We start from the raw sequence: 23,668 nt of genomic DNA, 5'->3' as shown, positions 1-23,668 counted from the left end.
CGGCTACCTCAGGCCGGGTTGTCGATGTCGATGAACTGCCAGGACAGCCCCAGGTCCTGCGCCACCTGGGCGCCCACGGCCTGCACGCCGTAGCGCTCGGTGGCGTGGTGGCCTGCGGCGATGAACGCCACACCGGTCTCGCGGGCGTAGTGCGCCTGCGGCTCGGAGATCTCGCCGGTGACAAAGACATCCGCCCCGGCCGCGATGGCCGACTCGAAATACCCCTGCGCGCCGCCGCTGCACCAGGCCACGCGGCGCAGCGGCCGACCGTCGCCCGGCACCGCCGTCACCGCACGACCCAGCGCCTGCTGCAGCCGCACCGTGAGCGCCGGCAGGTCGGTCGGCTCGACGGCCGCGGTGAAGCCGAGGTCCTGGTCACCGAAGCGGCCATCGGCCGTCCAGCCCAACCGCGCGCCGAGCTGAGCGTTGTTGCCCAGCGCCGGATGCGCGTCCAGCGGCAGGTGGTACGCGAACAGGCTGACGTCGTGCCGCAGCAGCCGGGCCAGCCGCTGCTTCATCCAGCCCGTCACGCGGCCGTCTTGGCCGCGCCAGAACAGGCCGTGGTGCACGAGGATGGCATCAGCCCCGGCCGCGATGGCGGCATCGATCAGCGCCAGGCTGGCGGTGACACCACAGACGAGGTGGCGCACGTCGGCACGACCCTCGACCTGCAGACCGTTCGGCCCATAATCCTTGAAGCGGGCGGGCTCCAGCCACTGGTTGAGCTGGCGTTCCAGCGCGGCGCGATCGGTCATGGGTGTGAGGTGAACGGGTGTTGAGGCGGCTCTGGCTGATTTTCGCGCAGGCGGTCACGGTGATCCTCGCCGCCGTCTTCGTCATTGCAACGCTTAAGCCGCAGTGGCTGCAGGCCTCGCAGCTGCGCGAGGCGCCCATCGCACAGACGGCGCGCCAGATCGCGCTGCCACCGCTGCAGGCCGCGCCGGCTTCCGTTGCACGCATCGGCTTCGCGCAGGCGGCCCGCGCGGCGGCACCCGCCGTCGTCAGCATCACGGCCAGCAAAGCCCCGGCCCAGGCGGCGGGCCGCACGCGCGAGCCGCTGTTCGGCTTCCCGTTCGGCCTCGGCCGGCCGCGCAACGGCCCCCAGCTGGGTCTGGGGTCGGGCGTCATCATCTCGGCCGACGGCGTACTGTTGACGAACAACCACGTCGTTGAAGGCGCGTCGGACATCGAGGTGCAGCTCAGCGATGGCCGCCAGGCGCAGGCCACGCTGGTGGGCACCGATCCCGAGACCGACGTGGCCGTGCTGAAGATCAACCTGCCCGACCTGCCAGCCATCGGGCTGGGCGACGCGACCAGCCTGCAAGTCGGCGACGTGGTGCTGGCCATCGGCAACCCGTTCAACGTCGGCCAGACGGTCACGTCGGGCATCGTCTCGGCGCTGGGCCGCTCGCAGCTCGGCATCAACACCTTCGAGAACTTCATCCAGACCGACGCCGCCATCAACCCCGGCAACTCGGGCGGCGCGTTGGTGGACGCCGACGGACGCCTGGTGGGCATCAACACGGCCATCTTCTCGCGCAGCGGTGGCTCGCTGGGCATCGGCTTTGCCATTCCCGTCGACGTGGCGCGGCAGGTGGCGGCGGCCATCCTGAAGGACGGCAGCGTCTCACGCGGCTGGATCGGTGTGCAGACCCGCGAGCTGACGCCGGAACTGGCCGAGGCACTGAAGCTGGGCAGCGCGCGCGGCGTGCTGATCGGCGGCGTCGTCAATGACGCGCCGGCGGCCAAGGCCGGCATCAGGCCGGGCGACGTGCTGACGCGCGTGGGTGATCGGCCGGTGGCCACGCCGGCCGAACTGCTGGCCAGCGTCGCGGCCCTCAAGCCGCGCAGCCAGGTCGACGTCAGCGTTCAGCGCGGCAGCCAGGCGATGACGTTCTCCGTCGCCGTGGGCCAGCGACCCAAGCCTCAGCGGGCGTCGGAAGACGACTGATCCTCAGGCGCCTTGGTGCTGCGGATGAAGTAGGTGGCCGCAAACAGGCCCAGCTCGTAGAGCAGGCACATGGGGATGGCCAGCGCCAGCTGCGAGACGATGTCCGGCGGCGTGATGACGGCCGCGACGATGAACGCCACGACGATGAAGTAGCCGCGCCATTCGCGCAGCTTCTCCACCGACACGACGCCGATGCGGGCCAGCACGACGACGATGACCGGCACCTCGAAGGCCGCGCCGAACGCGATGAACATGTTCATGACGAAGCCCAGGTAGGCCTCGATATCCGGCGCCGCCGTGATGCTCTTGGGCGCGAAGCTCTGGATGAACTTGAAGACCTGGCCGAAGACGAAGAAATAGCAGAACGCGACGCCGGCAAAGAACAGCAGCGTGCTCGACACCACCAGCGGCAGCACCAGCCGCTTCTCGTGCGAGTACAGGCCCGGCGCGACGAAGGCCCAGGCCTGGTAGAGCACCACCGGCAGCGCCAGCAGGAAGCCGGCCAGCAGCGTGATCTTCAGCGGCACGAAGAACGGCGCGATGACATTGGTCGCGATGAGCTTGGTGCCCTCTGGCAGGTGCGAGACCAGCGGCTGCGCCAGCAGGTCGTACAGCGCGCCGGGGCCAGGGTAGAGGGCGAGCACACCGAAGCAGACGGCGACGGCGACGACGGCGCGCAAAAGCCGGTCGCGTAGCTCCATCAGGTGGGCGACGAAGGGCTGCTCGGTGCCGGCCAGTTCGTCGTGGTCAGGGTTCTGGAAGGAGCTCATGTCCTCGTGCCGGGAGGGCGGAAGCGGGCCACACGGGCGGCGCCGGACTGGGTGTGGCGGCGCACGCCGGCCTTCTGCTTGAACCATAGCGGCGTGGCGCCGCGCTTGAGCCGCCAGTTCTTCTTCGGATGGCGGTACTCGGGCTGCGGCGCCGGTAGCCCGGATTCATAGGATGCGCCCTCGCCGCTCACGTCGCCCCAGGTCTGGTTCAACGCCTGCGTCGCGGAGTCGACCTCCTGGCGCACGCTCTGCTCCACGTCGTTGACGGCCGTCTGGAACTGGGTCTTCATCTTCTGGAGTTCCTCCAGCTCAATGGACCGGTTCACCTCGGCCTTCACGTCGGCGACGTAGCGCTGCGCCTTGCCCAGCAAGGTACCCACCGTGCGGGCGACACGAGGCAGCTTCTCGGGGCCGATGACGATCAACGCCACCGCGCCGATCAGCGCGAGCTTGTCAAAGCCGAAATCAAGCACTAGTCGTCAGATTCAGGACTTGGTCTTGGCGTCGACGTCGACGGTGTTGGGGTCGTTGACCTTGTTGGCCGTGACCTGCTGCGCCGGTGCGACCGGTGCGTCGGTCGAACCATCCTTCATGCCGTCCTTGAAACCCTTGACGGCGGCGCCGAGGTCGGAACCGACGTTGCGCAGCTTCTTGGTGCCGAAGATCGCGATGACGACGACCAGGACGATCAGCCAGTGCCAGATGCTGAATGAACCCATGATGTGTACTCCTTGTGGACTGGCTCAAATTCTAGGTGAGGGGCCGCGCGGCCCTTGCCATCGTGGCGTCACACGCCGACGTTAGCTGGGGGCGAGGCTCAGCCTTTCAACCACGGGCGTGGACCGCCCATCACATGCAGGTGCAGGTGGAACACCTCCTGCCCGCCGTCGGCCCCGGTGTTAATGATGTGGCGGAAACCGTTGGTGACACCCAGTTCCTTCATCAACCGCGGGCCCAGCGTGGTCATCCGGCCGAGCAAGGCCGCATCGGCCTCGGTCACCTCGGCCATCGACGCGATGTGGCGCTTGGGGATGATGAGCACGTGCACCGGCGCCCAGGGATGAATGTCGTGGAAGGCGAGCAGTTCCTCGTCCTCGTAGACCTTCTTGCTGGGGATCTGGCCGGCGACGATCTTGCAGAAGATGCAGTTCGGATCTGCGCTCATCGGGTGCTTCCTCGTTGGGCGAATTCAGCGAGGCCGGACAGGCCTTCGCGGCGGGCCAGCTCGGCCAGCACGTCCTCGGGCTTCAGGCCGAAATGGGCCAGTGCCACCATGCTGTGGAACCACAGGTCGGCGACCTCGTAGACGACCTTCTTCGGGTCGCCATCCTTGGCGGCCATAACGGTCTCGGTGGCTTCCTCGCCGACCTTCTTCAGGATGGCGTCCAGGCCCTTGTCGAACAACTTGGCGACGTAACTGGCGGAAGGGTCGGCGCCCTTGCGGGATTCGATGACCGCACCGACGCGGCGGAGGATGTCGTCACTCATAGATCTTGTGCGCGTCCTTCAGCACCGGTTCGGTGGTGCTCCAGACGCCGTTCTCCAGCTTCTGGAAGAAGCAGCTGTGCCGGCCCGTGTGGCAGGCGATGCCGGGATCGTGCCCGAGCTGCGTGACGGTCAGCAGCACGACGTCGTTGTCGCAGTCCATGCGGATGGCGTGCACCTGCTGGAAGTGGCCGCTCTCCTCGCCCTTGTGCCACAGCTTGTTGCGCGAACGGCTCCAGTAGACGGCCTGGCCGCGCTCGGCGGTAGCGTTGAGCGCCTCGCGGTTCATCCACGCGAACATCAGCACGTCGCCCGTGCCCTGCTCCTGCGCGATGACGGGCACCAGGCCCCGGTCATCCCACTTCACGTCATCAAGCCAAGTCATATGTTCAGTCTAGGTGAGTCGGGCCGGCATGGCCGCGTTCCGCGGCAAACCACTGCAGCACCGGGATGGTGCCAGGCAGCACGGGGGTCACCGCCACCGGCAGTTGGCTCCAGGCCATCTGCTGGCCTTCGAGCATCTGGAAGTCGCCGGTCCAGTCGAACACCTTGCAGAAGTTCAGCCGCACGCGGGCATGCGGATAGTCCATGACCAGCACCTGCCACGGATGGGTCGCGCCGATCCGGATGCCCAGCTCCTCGCGCAGCTCCCGGGCCAGCGCCTGCTCCACCGTCTCGCCGGCCTCGACCTTGCCGCCCGGGAACTCCCAGTAGCCGGCGTAGACCTTGCCCTCGGGGCGCGAAGTCAGCAGGAAGCGGCCTTCGCTGCCGGCCGAATCCCGTTCCACGAGCACGCCGACGGCCACCTCTACCGGCACCCGGTCGACGTCAGACATGGTCCAGCCCCTCCGGCGCATCGCCCTGGATCTCCAGCGCGGACGGCGTGTCGACGCTGCCCCGCCCCGCGCGGTCACGCGCGAACTGGAAGGCCACGCGGCCCGAACGCGAGCCGCGCTCCAGCGCCCAGATCAGCGCGTCCTGGCGGGCCGCTTCGATGGCCGGAGCGTCCAGCCCGAAGTGGCGCAGCCACTGGGCCACGATGGTCAGGTACTCCGCCTGGCTGAACGGGTAGAAGCTGATCCACAGGCCGAAGCGCTCGGACAGCGAGATCTTTTCCTCCACCGCCTCGCCAGGGTGGATCTCGCCAAGTTCACCATGCGTGCCGCCGAGGTTGTCGGCCATCTTCTCGGGCAGCAGGTGGCGGCGGTTACTTGTCGCGTAGATCAGCACGTTGTCGCTGGCGGCTGCGACCGATCCGTCCAGCACGCTCTTCAGCGCCTTGTAGCTGGCCTCGCCTTCGTCGAAGCTCAAGTCGTCACAAAAAACGACGAAGCGCTCCGGGCGCGCCGCCACCTGCTCGACAAGATCCGGCAGGTCGACGAGGTCGGCCTTGTCGACTTCGATGAGACGCAGGCCGCGATCGGCGAATTCGTTGAGCACGGCCTTGATCAGGGAACTCTTGCCCGTGCCCTTGGCGCCGGTCAGCAGCACGTTGTTGGCCGGCCGGCCCGCGACGAACTGGGCCGTGTTGCGCAGCAGCTTCTCCTTCTGCGGCTCGACCTCCTGCAGGTCCGTCAGCCGGATGCGGCTGACGGACCGGACCGGTTCTAGGCACAGCGCGCCATGGCGGCGGCGCGCGCGGAAGGCGGTAGACGCGGCCCAGTCGGGCGGCGTGGGTGCATGGGGCAGCACGGCTTCCAGCCGCGTGAGCAGGCCTTCGGCGCGGCTGAGGAGGGATTCCAGGGCGGCAGACATCGCACCAGTTTAGGCGGCCGCCATTCCCGTCGGGGTTCACGCAAGGTTCACACGCGCTGGTTCCAACGGCCTGTGCCGCCGGCAGGCAGGCGTCAACGTCAGGACACCGCAGCGGCCGAGCATGTCCCCATCCGCAGCCCCACCGAGGACCACCATGCGCACCGCCCTGATCGCCACCACGCTCGCGCTTGCAGCGCTGTCCAGCGCCCACGCCGACACGCTGCCCACCGACGGCAGCTGGGCCGGTTTCACCGTCGACGCCAACCTGCCGCCGTACGGCTTTGGCTGGGTCGCCGACGATGGCACGCCACTGAGCTTCAACATCACGATCGACCCGGGCTTCGTGGGCCGCCTCACCGTGGTGGACACCGGCTTCTCGGGCGACCGCTTCCACGTGTATGACGGCGGCCAGCTGATCGGCAGCACCGGCGCTTCCGTGAACGGCGACACGCGCGGCGACATCACCTTCGACCCGGACGCTGCGCTGGCCAACCCGGCGTTCAGCCGCGGCAGCTTCACGCTGGGCGCCGGCACGCATGCCATCACCGGCGCACTGTTCCAGTCGGCCATCGACGTCGACTACGGCCCGCTGAACGCCACGATCGGCGGCCTGAAGCTCACCGTCAGCCCCGTGCCGGAGCCGGCCACGGCGGCGCTGCTGCTCATCGGCCTGGGCCTGCTGCTCGGCGCGCTGCGCCGCCGCAACGACAACAACAGCTAACTCCGGAGACCCGACATGCGCCTGCACGTCCTGCCCCTCGCACTGGCTGCCGCGCTGGCCGCCGGCACCGCCACGGCCGCCACGCCCATCAGCGTCAAGATCGTGGCCCTCAACGACTACCACGGCAACCTCGAATCCCCCGGCACCTTCGGCCCCAACACGGTGGGCGCCTACGCCAGCGCCGGCAACCGCCCCGACGTGGGCGGCGCCGAGTTCCTCGCTGCCTATGTGGCCGGCATGCGGGCGAAGAACCGCAACACCGTCGTCGTCGGCGCAGGCGACCTGATCGGCGCGTCGCCGCTGATTTCGGCGCTGTTTTTCGACGAGCCCGCTGTCGAGACGCTGAACCAGATCGGCCTGGACTTCTCGTCGGTCGGCAACCACGAGTTCGACAAGGGCAAGGCCGAGCTCCGCCGGCTGCAGACGGGCGGCTGCAAGCTGACCGGCTCCGGCGTGCCGGACACCAACAGCTGCCGCGGCTTCGGTTCATCCGCGCCGGGCACGTTCGATGGCGCGAAGTTCCAGTGGCTGTCGGCCAACGTCGTCGAGACCGCCAGCGGACGGCCGCTCTTTGCGGCGTACGGCGTGAAGAGCTTCGGCGGCGTGAAGGTCGCGTTCATTGGCATGACGCTCAAGGGCACGCCCGGCATCGTCACGCCCACCGGCGTGGCCGGCCTACGGTTCGACGACGAGGCCGACACAGTCAACGCGCTCGTACCCAAGCTGCGCGCGCAGGGCATCGAGTCCATCGTCGTGCTGGTGCACCAAGGCGGCTTCCAGAACGTCATCACCGGCGGCGGCACGCAGGCGACCACCAGCGACATCAACGGCTGCACCGGCGATCTGCGCAACGGCGACGGCAGCGACAGCGACATCCGTGCCATCGTCAAGCGGCTGGACAACGCGGTCGACCTCGTCGTCAGTGCCCACACGCACGCGGCCTACAACTGCTCCAGGAACACGATTGACGTCAGCAGCAACGGTGCAACGACGACATCGCGCGTGGCCGGCGTGCCGAACAAGGTCGGCCGCCTCGTGCCGGTGACCAGTGCCAGCGCCTTCGGCCGCATGGTCACCGAGATCGACCTGCAGATCGACCCGACCACCCGCGACGTCATCGACGTGAGCCCCACCAACGTGCTGGCGGCACGCGACAGGCGCCAGGGCGGCGCCATCGTCGCGGCGACCGATCCAGCCGTCGTCGCCGCGCAGAACCACGTCGCGCAGAACCCCGGCGTCACGAATGTCGTCGCGGCGTACAAGTCAGCCGTCTCGCCGCTGGCCAACGCGGTCGTCGCCACGATCACCGGCGACCTGCCCAACACCGCCAACGCCGCCGGCGAGATGCCGGCCGGCGACCTAATCGCCGATGCGCAGCTCGCCGCGACGCAGCCGGCCGGCCTTGGCGGCGCACAGATCGCCTTCATGAATGCCGGCGGCGTGCGCAACCCGGGCTTCGTCAAGCCTACCGGCGCCAGCTACCCCTATGCCCTGACCTACGGTGACGCCTTCACCGTCCAGCCCTTCGGCAACAGCCTGGTGACGATGACGCTGACGCAGCAGCAGATCAAGGACGTGCTGGAACAGCAGTTCGCCAACTGCCTGGGCCAGGGTGGCAGCAACCGCATCCTGCAGATCAGCAACGGCTTCAGCTACAGCTGGTCCGCCAGCGGCAGCTGCGGCGCGCGCATCCGGAACGTCAGCTTCACGCCGAAGGATCTGACCACCGTGCCGCCGCAGCTCACCGGCCCGACGGAGATGCTGGTCATCAACGGCGTCGTGCAGAACCCGAACAAGACCTACCGCGTGACGGTGAACAACTTCATGGCGACCGGCGGTGACGGTTTCGGCGTGCTCATCGGTGGCACGAATACGCTGGGCGGCGCGCAGGACATCGATGCGCTCATCGCCTACCTCGCCGGCTACAAGGCACCAGCCGCTGCCTACAACGGCGCGGCCGCCGAGCTGGGCAAGCCGCGCATCAGCGTCGCACCTTGACGCCACGCATCCGGCGCTGGGGCCTGCTTCTGGCCGCGCTGCTGGCAGGCGCCACCGCGGCTCACGACGACGCGCTGCCGCCGGCGCAGGAGGTCGTGCGCCAGCACCTGCTCGGCGATGCGCGGGCGGCCCTGTCGCGTGGCGAGCCGGACGCCGCGCTGGTACCGCTGGAAACCGCCGCCGGCATGAGCCATGCGGCCGACACCGAGTTACTGCAGCTGCAGATGCAGTTGCAGGCCGGCCACATCCGCCAGGCGCTGGCATTCGCTGCACACACGGCAGCGGCGCACCGCGACGAACCCGCAGCGCGAGCCTTGCACCTGTGGCTGCTGGCGGTGTCGGGCCAGGCCGACTACGCGCGGCGGCGGTTGAACGTCGGCGATCCGTCAGACGCCGCGCTGGTGCGACTGCTAGACGGCCTGGCCCTCGATCAGCCCTTGCCCGGAGCCGCGCCGGCGCCATGGCCACACGGTGTCGCGGTGCCGCAGCGCGCGCGTCCGGTAACGACCGGGCTGCTGCTGGACGCCGGACAGCTGGCACTGGTGCCCGCATCGGCCGCCCAGGGCAACGCGACGCTGTGGCTACGCAACGGCCTGGGCCGTGCGAGCCACGCGCGGCGCGCCGCAGCCGACCCCGACCTCGCCGCACTCGGCCTGGCCTTGCTGCATGTGGAGCCCCCGCTGCCGGCCACCTCCTCGCTGACGCGCGCGCCGAGGCCGGCGTTTGCCGGAAGCCCGGCGTCCCGGCTGGGCATGCCCCGGGTCGACAGTGCTGGGCCGGCCTGGCCCGTGCTGCAGCTCGGCTTCCTGGGCCGCACGGACCGCCACGGGGCCCAGGCGCTGGGCTGGCCGCGTGGCGCGCTGCTGTCGGGCGGACCGGTGTTCGACGGCGCCGGGCGGCTCATCGGCCTGGCCATGCCCGGCGAGGATGGCGGCGAGCACCTGCTGCCAGCTGCCGCGCTGCCCGGCCTGCCCGTGCGCAGCGACGCGCAGGCCGTCACGCCGGACGAGCTCTACGAGGGCGCCCTGCCCCACATCGCCCAGCTACTGCGCTAACGCGCGCAGCGAGGCTTCGAGTTGCTCGGTCGGCAGCCGCTTGAAGCCGGAGCGCGCATAGCGGTGCAGCCGGCCGATGATGAAGCTGATCCAAACCGACGCGTGGGCGTTGGCTTGCACGGTGGGCGTCAGCGAGCCCTGCGCCTCCGCGGCGGTGCGCAATACCTGGCGCAGCGAAGACTCGACGCGGTCGAAGAACTGGTTGATGCGCGCCGTCAGCCGCTCGTTCTCGTACACCAGCGCATCACCCACCATGACGCGCGCCATGCCGGGGTTCTTCTCGCCGAACTGCAGGACGAGGCTCGCGATGCGCGCGGCCGGGCCGGGGGGCGGCAGCGGATGCGGCGCGTCGACGACCTGGTGGATGAGCCCGAAGACGCTGTGCTCGATGAAGTCGATCAGCGCCTCGAACATCTGCGCCTTGCTGGCGAAGTGGCGGTAAAGCGCCGCTTCGCTCACGTCCAGCCGGGCGGCCAGCGCCGCAGTGGTGATGCGGTCGGCGCCCGGCTGCTCCAGCATGCTGGCCAGCACCTGCAGAATCTGCGTGCGCCGCTCGCCGGGCTTGGGGCGCCTCTTGGGGATGGGCGGGGCGGTGGCAGGCAGGTCGGCGTCCATGGCGGGGATGCTAGTCCCGCAGCCAGCCCAGCCGCCGGGCCTCGTAAATTGCCTCGACCTTGGAGCGCACGTGCAGCTTGCGGTAGACGCGCTTCACGTAGGTCATGACCGTGTGCGGCGAGACCTGCATGAACTGCGCGATCTCGTCGAACGTGAAGCCCTTGGCCGCTAGATGCAGCACGCGGCTCTCCTGCTCGGACAACGCGACGATCTCCTCGTCGGCCAGCGTCGCGGCCATCGCTTCAGGCGACGGCCCTTGGGCGCTCTGCGCGCCGGGCGCCAGGCGCACCAGCAGCCGGCGGGCGATGACCGGGCTGATGGGGCTGCCGCCCGCACGCAGCGAGCGCAGCTGGCCCGGCAGGTCCAGCGCAAGGCTGTCCTTGAGCAGATAGCCGGTGGCGCCAGCCTCAATGCTCGCGACGACATGCTGCTCGTCCCCAAACACGGAGATGACCATGACTTCGCATTGCGGGCGCGTTTGCGCCGCATGGCGGATCAGCTCGATGCCGCTGCCACCGGGCAGATCGAGGTCCACGAGCAGCACGTCGGGCTGCAGCTGGTCGAACATGCGGCGGCCCTGCGGCAGATCGGGGGCGATGCCGAGGAGCTCGATGTCGGGCACGCTGCCCAGGGCATGCGTAAAGGCCTCGCGGAAGCGGGCCTGGTCTTCGACGATGAGGACCGAGAACGGGGTCATTGACTCTTCAGCTTCATCAAAAGCGCTATTTTCGGCTGAGGATACGCCTCGACCGCCGCTGTCTTCCTTCAGAAGTGGGGCAATCTTGCCAGCGCCGCCAGCGAACGCACGCGGTGGCTCACATAGGGCGGGCGGCGATGCAGCCTCGCCGCACCCGCGCTGCGCAGCCAGCGCTGCATCCATACGGTGGACAGCCCCAGCCGGTGCGCGGACTTCTGGTGGATCAGCGTGTCCTCCACCAGCACGCAGCGCTCGGGCCGCAGCCCCAGTCGAGCCAGCACGAGGCGGAACATGCGCGCGTCCGGCTTGGGCCGCGACTCGCCGAAGCAGGCCATGTCCTCGATGCAGATCAGCCGCTCGAACATGCCGCGCAGACCGATGGCAGCCAGCACGCGCTCGGCGTAGGCGCGCGGCGCGTTCGTCAACAGGAACTTGCGGCCGCGCAGCCGGCGCAACGCGGCCAGGTCGTGCGCATGACCGTGCAGGTGCTCGTCCAGGCCCGGCAACTGGTGCGTTTCATCCAGGAAGTGAGCGGGCTTGATACCGTGGTGGCGCTGCAGGCCGGTCAGCGTCGCGCCGTAGCGGAGCCAGTAACGGTGCCGCAACGCGACGGCCTCATGCATGCTCAAGCCGAGGTGCGTCTGGATGTAGGCGGTCATGGACTCGTTGAGCGCCGGCATCGCCCGGTGCGACGCGTTGTGCAACGTGTCGTCGAGGTCGAAGAGCCAGACGCGCTCGCGGACATTCACGTCGGTCGGCGTGACGAGCTCATTGCAAGCACGCGCTTTCGGCCTGGACGCGGCACGCGCATTTCTTCTCATCGAGACGAAATCATCGTGCCGTAGGCCTGGTCGGTCAGCACCTCCAGCAGCATCGCGTGCGGCACCCGGCCGTCGATGATGTGGACGGCATTGACACCGCTCTTGGCCGCATCGATAGCGCCGGCGATCTTCGGGATCATGCCGCCACTGATGGTGCCATCGGCCACCAGCTCGTCGATGCGACGCGGCGTCAGCTCGGTCAGCAGGTCGCCCTGCTTGTCCAGCACGCCACGGATGTTGGTCAGCATCAGCAGCTTTTCGGCCTGCAGTACCGTAGCCAGCTTGGCGGCCACGACGTCGGCATTGATGTTGTAGCTCTCGTTCTTCTCGCCGAAACCGATCGGACTGACGACAGGGATGAACTGGTCGTCCTGCAGCGCCTTCACGACAGACGGGTCGATGCTGACGATGTCGCCCACTTGGCCGATGTCGTGCTCCTTGGCGGGGTCGTCCTTGTCTAGCATCCTGAGCTTCTTCGCGCGGATCATGCCGCCGTCGCGCCCCGTCAGCCCCACGGCCTTGCCGCCCGCGGCGTTGATGAGACCCACGATGTCCTGCTGCACCTCGCCGGCCAGCACCCACTCGACGACGCTCATCGTCTCTTCGTCGGTCACGCGCATGCCCTGGATGAAGTGGCCCTTCTTGCCAAGCTTGTTCAGCGCGTCCTCGATCTGCGGGCCGCCCCCGTGCACAACGATGGGGTTCAGCCCCACAAGCTTCAACAGCACGACGTCCTCGGCAAAGTCCTGCTGCAGCGCCGGGTCGGTCATCGCATTGCCGCCGTACTTGATGACGATGGTCTTGCCGTGGAACTTGCGGATGTAAGGCAGCGCTTGAGAAAGGATCTCGGCCTTCTCGCGCGGCGCGACGTGGGACACGTCGGTGGTGGGATGCGGGGTCATGCGGGCAGCTCCGGGGAAATGCGGCGCATTCTAGGAAGCCGCCGCGACATTGGCCGGCCTCAGCGTGTAGACGTCGGCGCCGGCTGCACCCACTCGTGCACGGCGGCCTGCACTTCCGTCTGGATGAGGTGCCGCACCACCTCGACCTTGCGCTCGGACGACAGCGCCTTCCAAGGGTCGGTGCCCTGGTGGCCGGGGTCCGCGAGGGCGATGCTGGCGCGGGCGAGGTGCGCCGCCTGCAGATCCAGCGTCGCCACGTCCACCAGGTAGACGTCGAAATACGCATACGGCGCCAGGAAGCCCTCCCCGACCTCGTTGCTGTCGGCCCGCTCTACGGTCACCATGGTGTCGATGTAGAAACCCAGCCCTTCGAGCTGGCCGGCGCCGGTCATGCTGCGGTACATCTGCAGCTTGGCCTCGGCACGCGCCGGCTGGATGAGCACGAGATGGGACAGCTTGGCGGCGCGCGCCGCGTCCAGCAGGGCCTGGGTGACCAGCACCGCCTGTCCGTCGCGCTTCCAGGGCATGCTGCCGTCGGCCGGGCGCGCCAGCAGCACGGCGTCGCCCAGACCCTCGCGCCGGGCGCTGTCGGCCGTCGTTCGCAGTACGAAATTCTCGAAGTCGCCAGGCGCCATCTTGACCGTCTCGCGCGCGTTGCGGTCCACGCGCGTGCCGGTGGTCGGCGCGCGGATGACGAGCTCCAGCTCGCGGCCCAGCACGGACATGACGCCCAGCTTCGTGATCGGCGCGGCCGCGGCCAGCCCGCTGGCCAGCAGGGTCAGGGCAATGACGACGGGACGCAGCAAGGTTCGCATGGCGGGATTCCGGGATGAAGGTAAGCGGCAGGTTAGCCCACGGCGCGAACACCCCTCGCGGTGAATCCTCACAGCCGACCGCCACGCCAAAATGCCGCCATGCAAGCCAGCGCCTATCTGAAGCTCTCCATCGCCACGGCCCTGGTGACGATTGTCCTGAAGGCGGCGGCCTGGCAGTGGACGGGTTCGGTGAGCATGGCGGCCGATGCGTTGGAGTCGCTCGTCAACCTGGCAGGGGCGGCCTTCGCGCTCGCGATGGTCACGCTCGCCCAGCAGCCGCCCGACGCCGAGCATCCCTACGGACATCACAAGGCCGAGTACTTCTCCGGCGGCTTCGAGGGCATCCTGATCATCGCGGCGGCGCTGGGCATCCTCTGGGGCGCGGTCGACCGCTGGCGCCACCCGCAGCCGCTGGAGTCGGTCGGCCTCGGCGTGGTGCTGTCCGTCGTCAGCTCTTCGCTGAACGGCGCACTGGCCTGGGCGATGCTGCGCAAGGCGCGGGAGGTTCGCTCAGCGGCGCTGGAGGGGGACGCCCGCCATCTGTTCACGGACGTGTGGACGTCGGCCGGCGTCGTGGCAGGGTTGCTGGGCGTGATGGCGACCGGCTGGCAATGGCTGGACCCGCTGCTGGCCGTCGCCGTGGCGCTGAACATCCTTCGCGAGGGCGTGCACCTGCTGCACGAAGCCTCGCGCGGACTGATGGACGAGGCGCTGGACGCAGACAGCCTGGCCCGCATACACGCCGTGCTCGACGGCTTCCGCGAGCCGCACCCGGTGCGCTTCGACCACATCGCCAGCCGCGTGGCCGGCCAGCGCCGCTTCGTGGACCTGCACATGCACATGCCGGCCCAATGGACGCTGGCGCGCGCCGCAGCACTGCGCGGCGATGTCGAGCGCGCGCTGCTGGGCGCCGTGCCCGGCCTGCGCGCCAGCATCCAGCTGCTGCCGATGGACATGGAAGCCCGTACCCTCCAGGACGAGGACGCCGCATGATCGCGGTACTGCAGCGCGTGCGCGAAGCCCGCGTGGAGGTGGCTGGCGAGGTGGTCGGGGCCATCGGGCCTGGGCTGCTGATGCTGGTCTGCGCCGAGCCTTCGGACAGTGAGGCGACGGCCGAAAAGCTTGTCGCCAAGGTGCTCAAACTGCGTGTCTTCAGCGACGAGGCCGGCAAGATGAACCGCAGCCTGCAGGACATCGCCGGCGGCCTGCTGATCGTCAGCCAGTTCACGCTGGCTGCCGACACATCGGGCGGCAACCGGCCCAGCTTCACGGGCGCCGCGCCCTCAGAACAAGGGCGGCGGCTCTACGAGCACACGCTGGCGTTCGCCCGACGGCAGCATGCCGATGTCGCCTGCGGCCGCTTCGGTGCGGACATGCAGGTGCATCTGATCAACGACGGCCCGGTCACGATCCCCATGCGGCTCGGCTGAGACCGCCCCAGTCACTCGTCGTCCTGCCAGCGGCGCAGCCGGCGCCTGATCTCGTCCTGCACCTTGCGCAGGTCGGTCGCGGAGGCCAGCGTGAAGCGGTCCCACTCAGGCGTGCGCGCCGGACGCCTGGCAAGCCGCACCTGCACTTGCGCACCATCGAGCGAAAGTTGCAGCACCTCGTCGGCGCCGAGGAGCCAGCCCTCGCCGCGCTCGGCCAGCACGCGTTGGTCCCGCACGAAGCGGCGCATTGTCTGCACCGCGGACGCCGCGTTGAACGGCGGCGGCGCCATCTCCCAGGAATCGTCATCCATGCCTGTCTCCTTGGCCGGCGCCGCAATCGCGGACGCAGCGCGCGCCGGTCAGGCTGCGAAGGCTACCGCCTCCGGCTCGCCGCGGGGCAGGCTGGCCCAGCGCTCGGCGGTCAGTTCGTACAGCAGTGCCGCCGCACTGCCGGGCCCGTCCGACACCGTGCCCTTGAGCCGCAGGCCCAGGCTGTCCAGCGTCTTACGGGTCGGCACGTTGTTGGGCAGCACGGCCGCGATGACGGACGGCTCCTGGCGCTGCTCGAAGGCCTGCTGGAACGCGTGCAAGGCCATCTCCGACGCCAGGCCGCGGCCCCACGCCTGCGGTGTAATTCGGTAATACAGATACAACCCCGCATGCCCGGCAACGCTGCGTCGCATGAGGCCGCCAAAGCCGATCAGCTCGTCCGGCCGTTCGCGCCACGCGATGGCCCAGTGTCCGAATCCGTAAGCCCGCCAGTGCACGATCCAGTCCTTCAGCTGCGCCTCGGTGGCGATGCGGCCATGGGGCGTGGCGGCAGCGCAGAAGCGCGTGACGGCCGGATCGGCGTAGAGCGCCATCAGGGTATCGAGATCGCTGTCCCGGGGCGGGCGCAGCACCAATCGGTGGGTGACAAGGGCAGCCGGAGAGGCGGGCACGGGATCGCAAGCGTCGGTCAGGGCCATGAAACAGCGCGAAACTCGGTACAAACCCCAGCAGGGTAAACACGAGACGCTTTTGGGGGAAGCCCGGACTGACGGGCTTTGTCGCGTTCCCGTCACAAATCCACGTCGCCGGCTTCAGCCAGCCGCTACCGGCGATGCCAGGCCTGCGAGTACGCAGCCGGCGTACAGCCGACCAGCCGCCGGAAATCGGCGATGAAGTGGGCCTGGTCGAAGTAGCCGAGCTCCTGCGCGAGCGCCGCCCAGGAGACCGGCTGGCCGGCCTGCACCCGGGCCAGCGCCTCATGCAGCCGGTATCGGTTGATGACCCATTTGGGCCCGACGCCGACATGCTGGCTGAAGAATCGCTGCAGGCTGCGCAGCGTCATGCCCCAGCGGTCGGCCAGTTGCTGGGCCGACAGCAGCTCGTGATCGGCGGCGGCGCTGTCGACGATGCGGCCGGCCAACAGCGCCGGCTCACTGGACGGCGGCAGGTGGGCACGCAGCACATCCGAGGCGAGGTCGGCGGCGCTCGCGTCGTCAGCCGCATGAAGCACCTCAGCCAGACGTTGGACATCGTCGCCCATGAGCGCCTGTGCCGGCAGCGACGCATTGGCCAGGCCCGACACCGCGCGGCCGAGCCAGGCGCGCAGCGCGCCGGGGCGGAACTTGATGCCGAATGCCATGGAGCGCCCCTCCAGCCGGCGCGTCCAGCGGCCTGTGTGCACGCCCCACAGGTCCGCCCGCTCCGGCTCCACGACGAGATGCAGGTTCGGATGCGGCAGCGTCTCCTGTACCTGGGGCGGCAGGCCTTCGAGGTTCCAGCGCACAAGCCAGAAGTGCTCCACGCGGTCGGCGAGATCCGTCGGCGCCTCGACGCGTCCATGCGCGAACTCGCCGACGCGCAGGCGGTGCAGCACGCCTCGGGCCGGTGGCAGCCCACGCGCCGGTCGCGTTTTTCCAATCGTCATGGCGGGGTTGCGGCTGCAATAGGGCCTGGCGACACGAGCCAGGCAACGGATGATGTCATGAGACTTTTCACGCAACCCCTGGCGTTGGCCGCGGCCCTGACGCTCGCAGCCGGCACCGCAATTTCAGCTCCGCAGGAGACGACGATGAACCTCGAAGTGGCGAGCGGCCCGTTCGACGTGAAGCTTTCTCAGGAGCCGCCCAGCGCCGCGGCCGAGGTGGCCGGCATCGGCCGGATGTCGCTGGACAAGCACTTCCACGGTGCGCTGGACGCCACCAGCCGCGGCGAGATGATCGCCTTCCGCAGCACGACACCTGGCTCGGCCGGCTATGTGGCCATGGAGACGGTGCGCGGCCAACTGGCCGGCCGAGAGGGCAGCTTCGTGCTGCAGCACAGCGCGACGATGACGCGCGGCGAGCCGGCCCTGTCCATCACCGTCGTGCCCGATTCGGGCACCGGCGCGCTGCAAGGCCTGACCGGCCACATGACCATCGAGATTGCGGCAGACGGCGCGCACCGCTACCGCTTCGAGTACGCGCTGCCGCCGCGCTGAGTCAGGGCAAGTCGACCTTCACCCGCTTGAAGCGGGAACCGCCGCCGCTGTGGATGCTGACGGCCGACTTCGCGCAGCCGAAGCGCTTGGCCACCAGTGCGATCAGCTCGGCGTTGGCCTTGCCATCGACCGGCGGCGACTTCAGCCAGGCGGTCCAGGTACCGTCGGCCTCCTGGACCAGCTCGGACCGCGACGATCCGGGCTTGGCCTTCAGCTGCAGCGTGGCAGTGCTCAACCGACCAGCATCGCGTTGACGCGGCGGACGTAGGCGGCCGGGTCTTCCAGGTGGCCGCCTTCGGCCAGCACGGCCTGGTCGAACAGCACCTGGGCCAGGTCATCGAAATGCGCACTGTTGTCCAGGCGCTTGACGAGGGCGTGGTCGGGGTTGATCTCGAGCGTCGGCTTGCTCTCGGGCGCCTGCTGGCCAGCCTGCTTCAGCAGGCGGGCCAGGTGGCCGCTGACGTCGCCTTCTTCCACGACGATGCAGGCCGGCGAGTCAACGAGGCGGGTCGTCACGCGCACGTCCTTGGCGCGGTCCTTCAGCGCTTCCTTGAGCTTGTCGACCAGCGGCTTGAAGGCCTCGGCAGTGGCCTCAGCCTTCTTCTTTTCTTCCTCGTCCTGCAGCTTGCCGAGATCGACAGACCCCTTGGCGACGGACTGCAATTGCTTGCCGTCGAATTCGTAGAGGTGGCTCAGCATCCACTCGTCGACGCGGTCCACCAGCAACAGCACCTCGATGCCCTTCTTGCGGAAGATCTCCAGCTGCGGGCTGTGCTTGGCCGCGGCCAGCGAGTCGGCGGTGATGTAGTAGATGGTCTCTTGGCCTTCCTTCATGCGCGACACATAGTCGGCCAGGCTCACGCCTTCGTCCGCGTGCGTGGACGCGAAGCGGAACAGCTTGGCCAGGCGCTCCTGGTTGGCATGGTCCTCGCCGATGCCTTCCTTCAGCACCTGGCCAAAGTCCTTCCAGAACTCGGCGTACTTCTGCTTCTCGGCGGCGTCATCGCTGTTGGCGAGGCTTTCCAGCATGCCCAGCACCCGCTTGGTCGAACCCTCGCGGATCGCCTTCACGTCGCGGCTTTCCTGCAGCAGCTCGCGCGACACGTTCAGCGGCAGGTCGGCCGAGTCGATCACGCCCTTCACGAAGCGCAGGTAGACCGGCATCAGCGCCTCGGCGTCGTCCATGATGAAGACGCGCTTCACGTACAGCTTGACGCCGCCACGCTTGTCGCGGTTCCACAGATCGAACGGCGCCTTTTTGGGGATGTAGAGGAGCTGCGTGTACTCGCTGCGGCCCTCGACACGGTTGTGCGTGTAGGCCAGTGGCGCCTCGGTGTCGTACGAGATCTGCTTGTAGAACTCCTCGTACTGCTCTGCCGTGATGTCGCTCTTGCTGCGCGTCCAAAGCGCAGAGGCCTTGTTGACCGGCTCCCATTCGTCGGTGACGACCTGCTTCGCGTTCTCGGCATCCCAGGTCTCCTTGCGCATCAGGATAGGCAGTGAGATGTGGTCGCTGTACTTGCTGACGGTGGACTTCACGCGCCAGGTCTTCAGGAACTCTTCCTCGCCCTCGCGCAAATGCAGGATGACGTCGGTGCCACGGCCTTCCTTGGTGATGGTTTCCAGGTCGTACTCGCCGGTACCTTCACTGGTCCAGCGCACGCCCTGGTCGGCCGGCAGCCCGGCGCGGCGGGTCTCGACGGTGATGCGGTCGGCGACGATGAAGCCCGAGTAGAAGCCCACGCCGAACTGGCCGATGAGCTGAGCGTCCTTCTTCTGGTCGCCGTCCAGCTTGGCCATGAACTCGCGCGTGCCGCTCTTGGCAATGGTGCCCAGGTGCGCCGCGGCTTCTTCGGCGCTCATGCCGATGCCGTTGTCGCTGATCGTCAGCGTCTTGGCCTCTTCATCGAACTTGATGCGGACTTCGAGGTTGGGCTGGTCTTCCCACAGCGCCGCGTTGTCCAGCGCTTCGAAGCGCAGCTTGTCGCAGGCGTCGCTGGCGTTGCTCACCAGCTCGCGAAGGAAGATCTCCTTGTTGGAGTACAGGCTGTGGGTGACGAGGTGCAGGATCTGCTTGACTTCGGCCTGGAAAGCGTGGGTTTGCTTGGTCATGGCGGGTTGGGTCTGAAAAAGCGAAACGCGGCCAATATCGGGCCGCGTTTCAGGGATTCAAGAGGCTGTGCGGGAATTCTCTCAGCCGCGCCGCGCCTTGACCGCCTCACTCAGCACGTCCAGCACGGCGAGCGAATCATCCCAGCCCAGGCAGGCGTCGGTGATGCTCTTGCCGTATTGCAGCGTGGCCGGGTCGTCCTTGCCGGGCGTGAACTTCTGGGCGCCGTCGTTCAGGTGGCTTTCCACCATGACGCCGAAGACGCTGTTGCTGCCCTCGCGCAGCTGGCCGGCGATGTCGCGCGCCACGTCGAGCTGGCGGCTGTGCTGCTTGCTGGAGTTGGCGTGCGAGCAGTCCACCATCAGGCGCTGCGCCAGCTTGGCCTTGTCGAGGTCCGCACAAGCTTCGGCCACGCTCTTGGCGTCATAGTTGGGCGCCTTGCCGCCACGCAGGATGACATGGCAGTCTGCGTTGCCGCGCGTCTCGACAATGGCGACCTGGCCGTTCTTGTGCACCGACAGGAAATGGTGGCCGCGGGCGGCGGCCTGGATCGCGTCGGTCGCGATCTTGATATTGCCATCAGTGCCATTCTTGAAGCCGATGGGCGCCGACAGGCCCGAAGCCAGCTCGCGGTGCACCTGGCTCTCGGTCGTGCGGGCGCCGATGGCACCCCAGGAGATCAGGTCGCCGATGTACTGCGGCGAGATGACGTCCAGGAACTCGCTGCCGGCCGGCATGCCTAGGCGGTTGATCTCCAGCAGCAACTGGCGCGCGATGCGCAGGCCCTCGTCGATGCGGTAGCTCTCGTCGAGATAGGGGTCGTTGATGAGCCCCTTCCAGCCCACCGTGGTGCGCGGCTTCTCGAAGTAGACGCGCATGACGATCTCCAGCGTGCCGGCGTACTTCTCGCGCTGCTCCTTGAGCTTGCGGGCGTACTCGATGGCCGCGGTCGGGTCGTGGATGGAGCAGGGGCCGATGACGACGAGCAACCGGTCGTCCTTGCCGCTCATGATCTGGCGGATGCGCTGGCGCGTCTGGCTGATCAGGTTCTCCATCACGGTGCCGCGGATGGGGAAGAAGCGGATCAGGTGCTCCGGCGGCGGCAGCGGCGTCACGTCGACGATGCGCTCGTCATCGGTGGCGCTGGTCTTGTCGTCCTGGGAGTACCAGCGCTGGGCTTCGGGTTGGACGGAGGAGACTTTGGCGTTCATCGGAGTCAGCCTTTCAGAAAGCAAAAAACCGCCGGGCTTGGCGGCCTCGGCGGTTTTTGGGGAGTTTGCTGTTCAGCGCGCGCGCTCAGGACTCTCCACCGCCGGGGCGGGGAAAAAACCAAAAGCTAAAGTAGGCAGCGCGGGACATGCCTGAAATCTAGCATGCCGGCCCGCGGGCCGCTTCGGCGGCTTGCAAACCAGCCGTCGCGCGGCGCGATGGGACAACGGGCGTCATGACAGCAGCTGCAGCGCCTGACGCGCTGCCACCCATTCCTCGTTGGTCGGCTCCACAGCCACCCGCACCGCGCAGGCCGGCGCGGAAATGACCGCCTCGTTGCGCGCGTTGGCTTCATCGTCCAGCACGAGGCCCAGAAAACCCAGCCCCGCCACGACGCGCCGGCGCACCTCGGCCTGGTGCTCGCCGATGCCGGCCGTGAAGACCAGCAGGTCCAGCCCGCCGAGCACGGCCACCAGCGCGCCGATCTCCCTCACGATGCGCCGCACGAACAGCGCTAGCGCCGCCGCGCAGCGCGGGTCGTCGGCCTCGTGGGCGAGGAGCTCGCGCGGGTCGGCCGAGCGGCCCGACACACCGAGCAGGCCGGACTGGTGATAGAGCAGCTGGCCGACCGCATGCACGTCCAGCCCCTCGATCTCCATCAGGTAGAGCAGCGCGCCCGGGTCCAGTGCGCCGCAGCGTGTGCCCATCATCAGCCCGTCCAGCGCGGAGAAGCCCATCGTCGTCGCGACGCTGCGCCCATCCTGCATGGCGCAAAGGCTCGCGCCGCTGCCCAGGTGGGCGACGATGCACCGCCCGCGCGCCGGCTCGCCATGGCGCTCCGGCAGCACGATGGACTGGTACTCGTAGGACAGGCCGTGGAAGCCGTAGCGGCGCAGGCCACGCTCCCAGGCCGACCAGGGCAGCGGCAGCAGCTGCTCCACCTGCGGCAGCGTGTGATGGAAGGCGGTGTCGAAGCAGGCCACCTGGGGCAGGTCGGGCCGCTGCTTCAACAGCACCTCCATGGCCTCCAGCGCGAAGGGCTGGTGCAGCGGGGCGAGCGGGACGTATCCGCGCAACTCAGCCAGTGCGGCCGCATCGACGCGCAGCGGTGCCGCGTGGTGGGCGCCGCCATGGACGACACGGTGAGTCACGGCGCGCACCGGCACCGCCCCGAGACGGGCGCGGATGGCCTCGCGGATGACGCCCAGCGCATCGTGATACGGCTCGGCATCGCCCAGGGTCAGCGAACACTCCACGCCGTCCTGCGCCTGAAGGCTGGCGTTGCCACTGCCGATGCCCTGTACCTTGCCGCCCCACCAGGGCTGGCGCGGCGGGTCTTGAGTACCTGCGTCGAAGAGGGCGAACTTGATGCTCGACGAGCCGCAGTTCAGCACGACGACGACCGACGCAGGCGGGTTAGAGGCGAGGCTCACGGCGGCGTGCTCCGGTAGTGGTGGGCCAGCAGCACGGCCAGCGCACAGGAGGCGATGCGGGACTCGGCGCCGTCGGCCCGGCTGGTCAGCACGATGGGCACGCGGGCTCCCATGACGATGCCGGCGCTGGCCGCGCCGCCCAGGTATTCGAGCTGCTTGGCCAGCATGTTGCCGCTCTCCAGGTCGGGCACGACGAGCACGTCGGCCTGGCCCGCCACGCCGGACTGGATGCCCTTGATGCGCGCGGCGGCGATGGAGACGGCGTTGTCGAAGGCCAGCGGCCCGTCCAGCTCCGCGCCGGTGATCTGGCCACGGTCGGCCATCTTGCACAGCGCTGCGGCGTCCAGCGTCGCCGGCATGTGTGCGTTGACGGTCTCGACCGCCGCCAAGATGGCCACCTTGGGCCGCGCCACGCCGATGGCCTGGGCCAGATCGATCGCGTTGCGCACGATATCGGCCTTGTGCTCCAGCGTCGGCGCGATGTTGAGCGCGGCGTCCGTGATGATGAACGGGCGCGGATAGGCCGGCGTCTGCATCAGGAAGCAATGGCTGGCGCGGCGGCTGGTGCGCAGGCCGGCGCTGGCGTCCAGCACGGCGGTCATCAGCTCGTCGGTGTGCAGGCTGCCCTTCATCAGCGCCTGCACCTCGCCCTGCCCGGCCAACGCGGCCGCGCGCGCGGCGGCGGCATGGCTGTGAGCCACGTCGTCAATGGCGATGCCGGCAAGATCCCAGCCGTGCTCGGCGGCCACGGCCTCCACGCGGGCACGGGGCGCGACGAGAACCGGCTCGATGAGGCCGGCGTCACGCGCCTCCAACGCAGCCCCGAGGCTGACGGCATCGCACGGATGCACCACCGCCACCTTGACCGCGCCCAGCGGCCGCACCGCCGCCAGCAGCCGCGCCAGGCCGCCACCGCCCTCGCTCAGGCGCACCTCGGGCAGCTGGCTGGCCTGCCATTCGATGCGCTCCTTCGGCGCGATGACCTCAGCCTCGCCCTCGATGACCGTCTGCCCCTGCTGGTTCACACACCGGCAGGCCAGCGTCAGTCGGCGATGCTCGGCCTCCCGGGACGTGACGGTCACGCACACCTGCAGCACGTCGCCGATGCGCACGGGAGCGAGGAATTTCAGCGTCTGGCCGAGGTAGATGGTGCCAGGGCCGGGCAGGCGCGTTCCTAGCACGGCCGAGATCAGCGCACCGCCGAACATGCCGTGGGCGATGACGCCATGGAAGCGCGTGGACGCGGCGAAGCCAGCGTCCAGGTGCTGCGGATTCACGTCGCCCGACAGCACAGCGAAGAGCTGCAGGTCGGCCGCCGTGACGGTGCGCTCCAGCGAGGCACTGTCGCCGACGGCGATCTCGTCGAAGCTGCGGTTGTGCAGCAGTTGCAGGCGCGGTGGGTTCATGACTCTCCTTGTCGCATTCATTCAGGGC

General features: G+C 68.7%; 29 protein-coding genes. 7 read left to right on the top strand and 22 right to left on the bottom strand.

Going from position 1 to position 23,668, the window contains the following annotated elements; genetic code table 11:
* Nucleotides 1-8 precede the first annotated feature (8 nt).
* Nucleotides 9-755 carry a Nif3-like dinuclear metal center hexameric protein gene (locus LXT13_RS22420; RefSeq protein ID WP_233374536.1) on the bottom strand — a complete coding sequence of 249 codons (747 nt, stop codon included), beginning with the start codon at nt 753-755 and terminating at the stop codon, nt 9-11.
* Nucleotides 756-772: 17 nt separating this feature from the next.
* Here LXT13_RS22420 and LXT13_RS22415 point away from each other — a divergent pair, with 17 nt between their 5' ends.
* A complete protein-coding gene (locus LXT13_RS22415; RefSeq protein WP_233374535.1) occupies nt 773-1,951 on the top strand; it encodes a S1C family serine protease in 1,179 nt (392 codons plus the stop codon).
* On the opposite strand, the gene tatC is transcribed toward LXT13_RS22415, so the two are convergent.
* The 8 genes from tatC to LXT13_RS22375 form a co-directional block, all read right to left on the bottom strand.
* Entirely contained in the window at nt 1,927-2,721 is a 795-nt protein-coding gene (gene tatC, locus LXT13_RS22410) for a twin-arginine translocase subunit TatC (RefSeq protein ID WP_233374534.1), read from the bottom strand. The two genes, LXT13_RS22415 and tatC, sit on opposite strands and share 25 nt — an antisense overlap.
* Nucleotides 2,718-3,194, bottom strand: a complete 477-nt coding sequence (gene tatB, locus LXT13_RS22405; RefSeq protein ID WP_233374533.1) for a Sec-independent protein translocase protein TatB — start codon at nt 3,192-3,194, stop codon at nt 2,718-2,720. The genes tatC and tatB overlap by 4 nt, the downstream gene beginning before the upstream one ends.
* Before the next feature lie 12 nt (nt 3,195-3,206).
* On the bottom strand, nt 3,207-3,440 hold the full coding sequence (gene tatA, locus LXT13_RS22400; protein WP_233374532.1) for a Sec-independent protein translocase subunit TatA: 234 nt from the start codon (nt 3,438-3,440) through the stop codon (nt 3,207-3,209).
* A 98-nt stretch (nt 3,441-3,538) separates the two neighbouring features.
* On the bottom strand, nt 3,539-3,886 hold the full coding sequence (locus LXT13_RS22395) for a histidine triad nucleotide-binding protein (protein WP_233374531.1): 348 nt from the start codon (nt 3,884-3,886) through the stop codon (nt 3,539-3,541).
* Nucleotides 3,883-4,209, bottom strand: a complete 327-nt coding sequence (locus LXT13_RS22390) for a phosphoribosyl-ATP diphosphatase (RefSeq protein WP_233374530.1) — start codon at nt 4,207-4,209, stop codon at nt 3,883-3,885. The genes LXT13_RS22395 and LXT13_RS22390 overlap by 4 nt, the downstream gene beginning before the upstream one ends.
* A complete protein-coding gene (gene hisI, locus LXT13_RS22385) occupies nt 4,202-4,591 on the bottom strand; it encodes a phosphoribosyl-AMP cyclohydrolase (protein ID WP_233374529.1) in 390 nt (129 codons plus the stop codon). The genes LXT13_RS22390 and hisI overlap by 8 nt, the downstream gene beginning before the upstream one ends.
* A 4-nt stretch (nt 4,592-4,595) precedes the next feature.
* Nucleotides 4,596-5,042 carry an NUDIX domain-containing protein gene (locus LXT13_RS22380; RefSeq protein ID WP_233374528.1) on the bottom strand — a complete coding sequence of 149 codons (447 nt, stop codon included), beginning with the start codon at nt 5,040-5,042 and terminating at the stop codon, nt 4,596-4,598.
* On the bottom strand, nt 5,035-5,961 hold the full coding sequence (locus tag LXT13_RS22375; RefSeq protein WP_233374527.1) for an ATP-binding protein: 927 nt from the start codon (nt 5,959-5,961) through the stop codon (nt 5,035-5,037). The genes LXT13_RS22380 and LXT13_RS22375 overlap by 8 nt, the downstream gene beginning before the upstream one ends.
* A gap of 154 nt (nt 5,962-6,115) precedes the next feature.
* Between LXT13_RS22375 and LXT13_RS22370 the strand changes: the two genes are divergently transcribed.
* Genes LXT13_RS22370 through LXT13_RS22360 form a run of 3 tightly spaced genes read left to right on the top strand, consistent with a single transcriptional unit; the run spans nt 6,116 to nt 9,735 of the window.
* Nucleotides 6,116-6,682: a PEP-CTERM sorting domain-containing protein gene (locus tag LXT13_RS22370; protein WP_233374526.1), complete on the top strand. Its 567-nt coding sequence runs from the start codon at nt 6,116-6,118 to the stop codon at nt 6,680-6,682.
* A gap of 15 nt (nt 6,683-6,697) precedes the next feature.
* A complete protein-coding gene (locus LXT13_RS22365) occupies nt 6,698-8,680 on the top strand; it encodes a bifunctional metallophosphatase/5'-nucleotidase (protein WP_233374525.1) in 1,983 nt (660 codons plus the stop codon).
* On the top strand, nt 8,677-9,735 hold the full coding sequence (locus LXT13_RS22360; RefSeq protein ID WP_233374524.1) for a hypothetical protein: 1,059 nt from the start codon (nt 8,677-8,679) through the stop codon (nt 9,733-9,735). The genes LXT13_RS22365 and LXT13_RS22360 overlap by 4 nt, the downstream gene beginning before the upstream one ends.
* Here LXT13_RS22360 and slmA read toward each other — a convergent pair.
* The 5 genes from slmA to LXT13_RS22335 form a co-directional block, all read right to left on the bottom strand.
* Nucleotides 9,724-10,350: a nucleoid occlusion factor SlmA gene (gene slmA / locus LXT13_RS22355; protein WP_233374523.1), complete on the bottom strand. Its 627-nt coding sequence runs from the start codon at nt 10,348-10,350 to the stop codon at nt 9,724-9,726. The two genes, LXT13_RS22360 and slmA, sit on opposite strands and share 12 nt — an antisense overlap.
* A gap of 10 nt (nt 10,351-10,360) precedes the next feature.
* Nucleotides 10,361-11,047, bottom strand: a complete 687-nt coding sequence (locus LXT13_RS22350) for a response regulator (RefSeq protein WP_233374522.1) — start codon at nt 11,045-11,047, stop codon at nt 10,361-10,363.
* A 68-nt stretch (nt 11,048-11,115) separates the two neighbouring features.
* Nucleotides 11,116-11,796 (bottom strand): pyrimidine 5'-nucleotidase, encoded by a 681-nt coding sequence (locus tag LXT13_RS22345; protein WP_233374521.1) that lies wholly within the window; start codon nt 11,794-11,796, stop codon nt 11,116-11,118.
* A 68-nt stretch (nt 11,797-11,864) separates the two neighbouring features.
* Entirely contained in the window at nt 11,865-12,770 is a 906-nt protein-coding gene (gene argB / locus LXT13_RS22340) for an acetylglutamate kinase (RefSeq protein ID WP_233374520.1), read from the bottom strand.
* Nucleotides 12,771-12,829: 59 nt separating this feature from the next.
* Nucleotides 12,830-13,585, bottom strand: coding sequence for a hypothetical protein (locus LXT13_RS22335; protein WP_233374519.1), 756 nt, complete (start codon nt 13,583-13,585; stop codon nt 12,830-12,832).
* Nucleotides 13,586-13,684: 99 nt separating this feature from the next.
* On the opposite strand from LXT13_RS22335, the gene LXT13_RS22330 reads away from it, so the two are divergent.
* On the top strand, nt 13,685-14,578 hold the full coding sequence (locus LXT13_RS22330; RefSeq protein WP_233374518.1) for a cation diffusion facilitator family transporter: 894 nt from the start codon (nt 13,685-13,687) through the stop codon (nt 14,576-14,578).
* Nucleotides 14,575-15,015: a D-aminoacyl-tRNA deacylase gene (gene dtd / locus LXT13_RS22325; protein WP_233374517.1), complete on the top strand. Its 441-nt coding sequence runs from the start codon at nt 14,575-14,577 to the stop codon at nt 15,013-15,015. Before LXT13_RS22330 ends, dtd begins: the two co-directional genes overlap by 4 nt.
* Nucleotides 15,016-15,026: 11 nt before the next feature.
* Here the strand turns inward: dtd and LXT13_RS22320 are convergent, their stop codons facing one another.
* The 3 genes from LXT13_RS22320 to LXT13_RS22310 form a co-directional block, all read right to left on the bottom strand.
* Complete coding sequence (locus LXT13_RS22320) at nt 15,027-15,326, bottom strand: hypothetical protein (RefSeq protein ID WP_233374516.1); 300 nt, start codon at nt 15,324-15,326, stop codon at nt 15,027-15,029.
* A 48-nt stretch (nt 15,327-15,374) separates the two neighbouring features.
* Nucleotides 15,375-15,956 carry a GNAT family N-acetyltransferase gene (locus tag LXT13_RS22315; protein ID WP_233374515.1) on the bottom strand — a complete coding sequence of 194 codons (582 nt, stop codon included), beginning with the start codon at nt 15,954-15,956 and terminating at the stop codon, nt 15,375-15,377.
* A gap of 152 nt (nt 15,957-16,108) precedes the next feature.
* Nucleotides 16,109-16,930 carry a helix-turn-helix transcriptional regulator gene (locus LXT13_RS22310; protein ID WP_233374514.1) on the bottom strand — a complete coding sequence of 274 codons (822 nt, stop codon included), beginning with the start codon at nt 16,928-16,930 and terminating at the stop codon, nt 16,109-16,111.
* A gap of 144 nt (nt 16,931-17,074) precedes the next feature.
* Here LXT13_RS22310 and LXT13_RS22305 point away from each other — a divergent pair, with 144 nt between their 5' ends.
* A complete protein-coding gene (locus LXT13_RS22305; protein WP_419964704.1) occupies nt 17,075-17,482 on the top strand; it encodes a DUF3224 domain-containing protein in 408 nt (135 codons plus the stop codon).
* A 1-nt stretch (nt 17,483) separates the two neighbouring features.
* On the opposite strand, the gene LXT13_RS22300 is transcribed toward LXT13_RS22305, so the two are convergent.
* From LXT13_RS22300 to LXT13_RS22280, 5 genes are all read right to left on the bottom strand, one after another.
* Nucleotides 17,484-17,717 (bottom strand): DUF167 domain-containing protein, encoded by a 234-nt coding sequence (locus tag LXT13_RS22300; protein WP_233374512.1) that lies wholly within the window; start codon nt 17,715-17,717, stop codon nt 17,484-17,486.
* Entirely contained in the window at nt 17,714-19,594 is a 1,881-nt protein-coding gene (gene htpG, locus LXT13_RS22295) for a molecular chaperone HtpG (protein ID WP_233374511.1), read from the bottom strand. Before htpG ends, LXT13_RS22300 begins: the two co-directional genes overlap by 4 nt.
* Before the next feature lie 81 nt (nt 19,595-19,675).
* Nucleotides 19,676-20,803: a 3-deoxy-7-phosphoheptulonate synthase gene (locus LXT13_RS22290; protein ID WP_233374510.1), complete on the bottom strand. Its 1,128-nt coding sequence runs from the start codon at nt 20,801-20,803 to the stop codon at nt 19,676-19,678.
* 231 nt (nt 20,804-21,034) lie between these two features.
* Nucleotides 21,035-22,234, bottom strand: coding sequence for an acetate/propionate family kinase (locus LXT13_RS22285; RefSeq protein WP_233374509.1), 1,200 nt, complete (start codon nt 22,232-22,234; stop codon nt 21,035-21,037).
* The gene (locus tag LXT13_RS22280; RefSeq protein WP_233374508.1) at nt 22,231-23,640 is read right to left on the bottom strand and encodes a bifunctional enoyl-CoA hydratase/phosphate acetyltransferase; all 1,410 of its coding nucleotides are present in this window, start codon (nt 23,638-23,640) and stop codon (nt 22,231-22,233) included. Before LXT13_RS22280 ends, LXT13_RS22285 begins: the two co-directional genes overlap by 4 nt.
* Between the last annotated feature and the right edge of the window lie 28 nt (nt 23,641-23,668).

It is taken from the genome of Pelomonas cellulosilytica (assembly GCF_021353265.1).
Taxonomy (GTDB): Bacteria; Pseudomonadota; Gammaproteobacteria; order Burkholderiales; family Burkholderiaceae_C; genus Pelomonas; species Pelomonas cellulosilytica.
The sequence above is the reverse complement of the archived record's forward strand: the minus strand, read 5'-3'. Positions and strand labels throughout refer to the sequence as shown.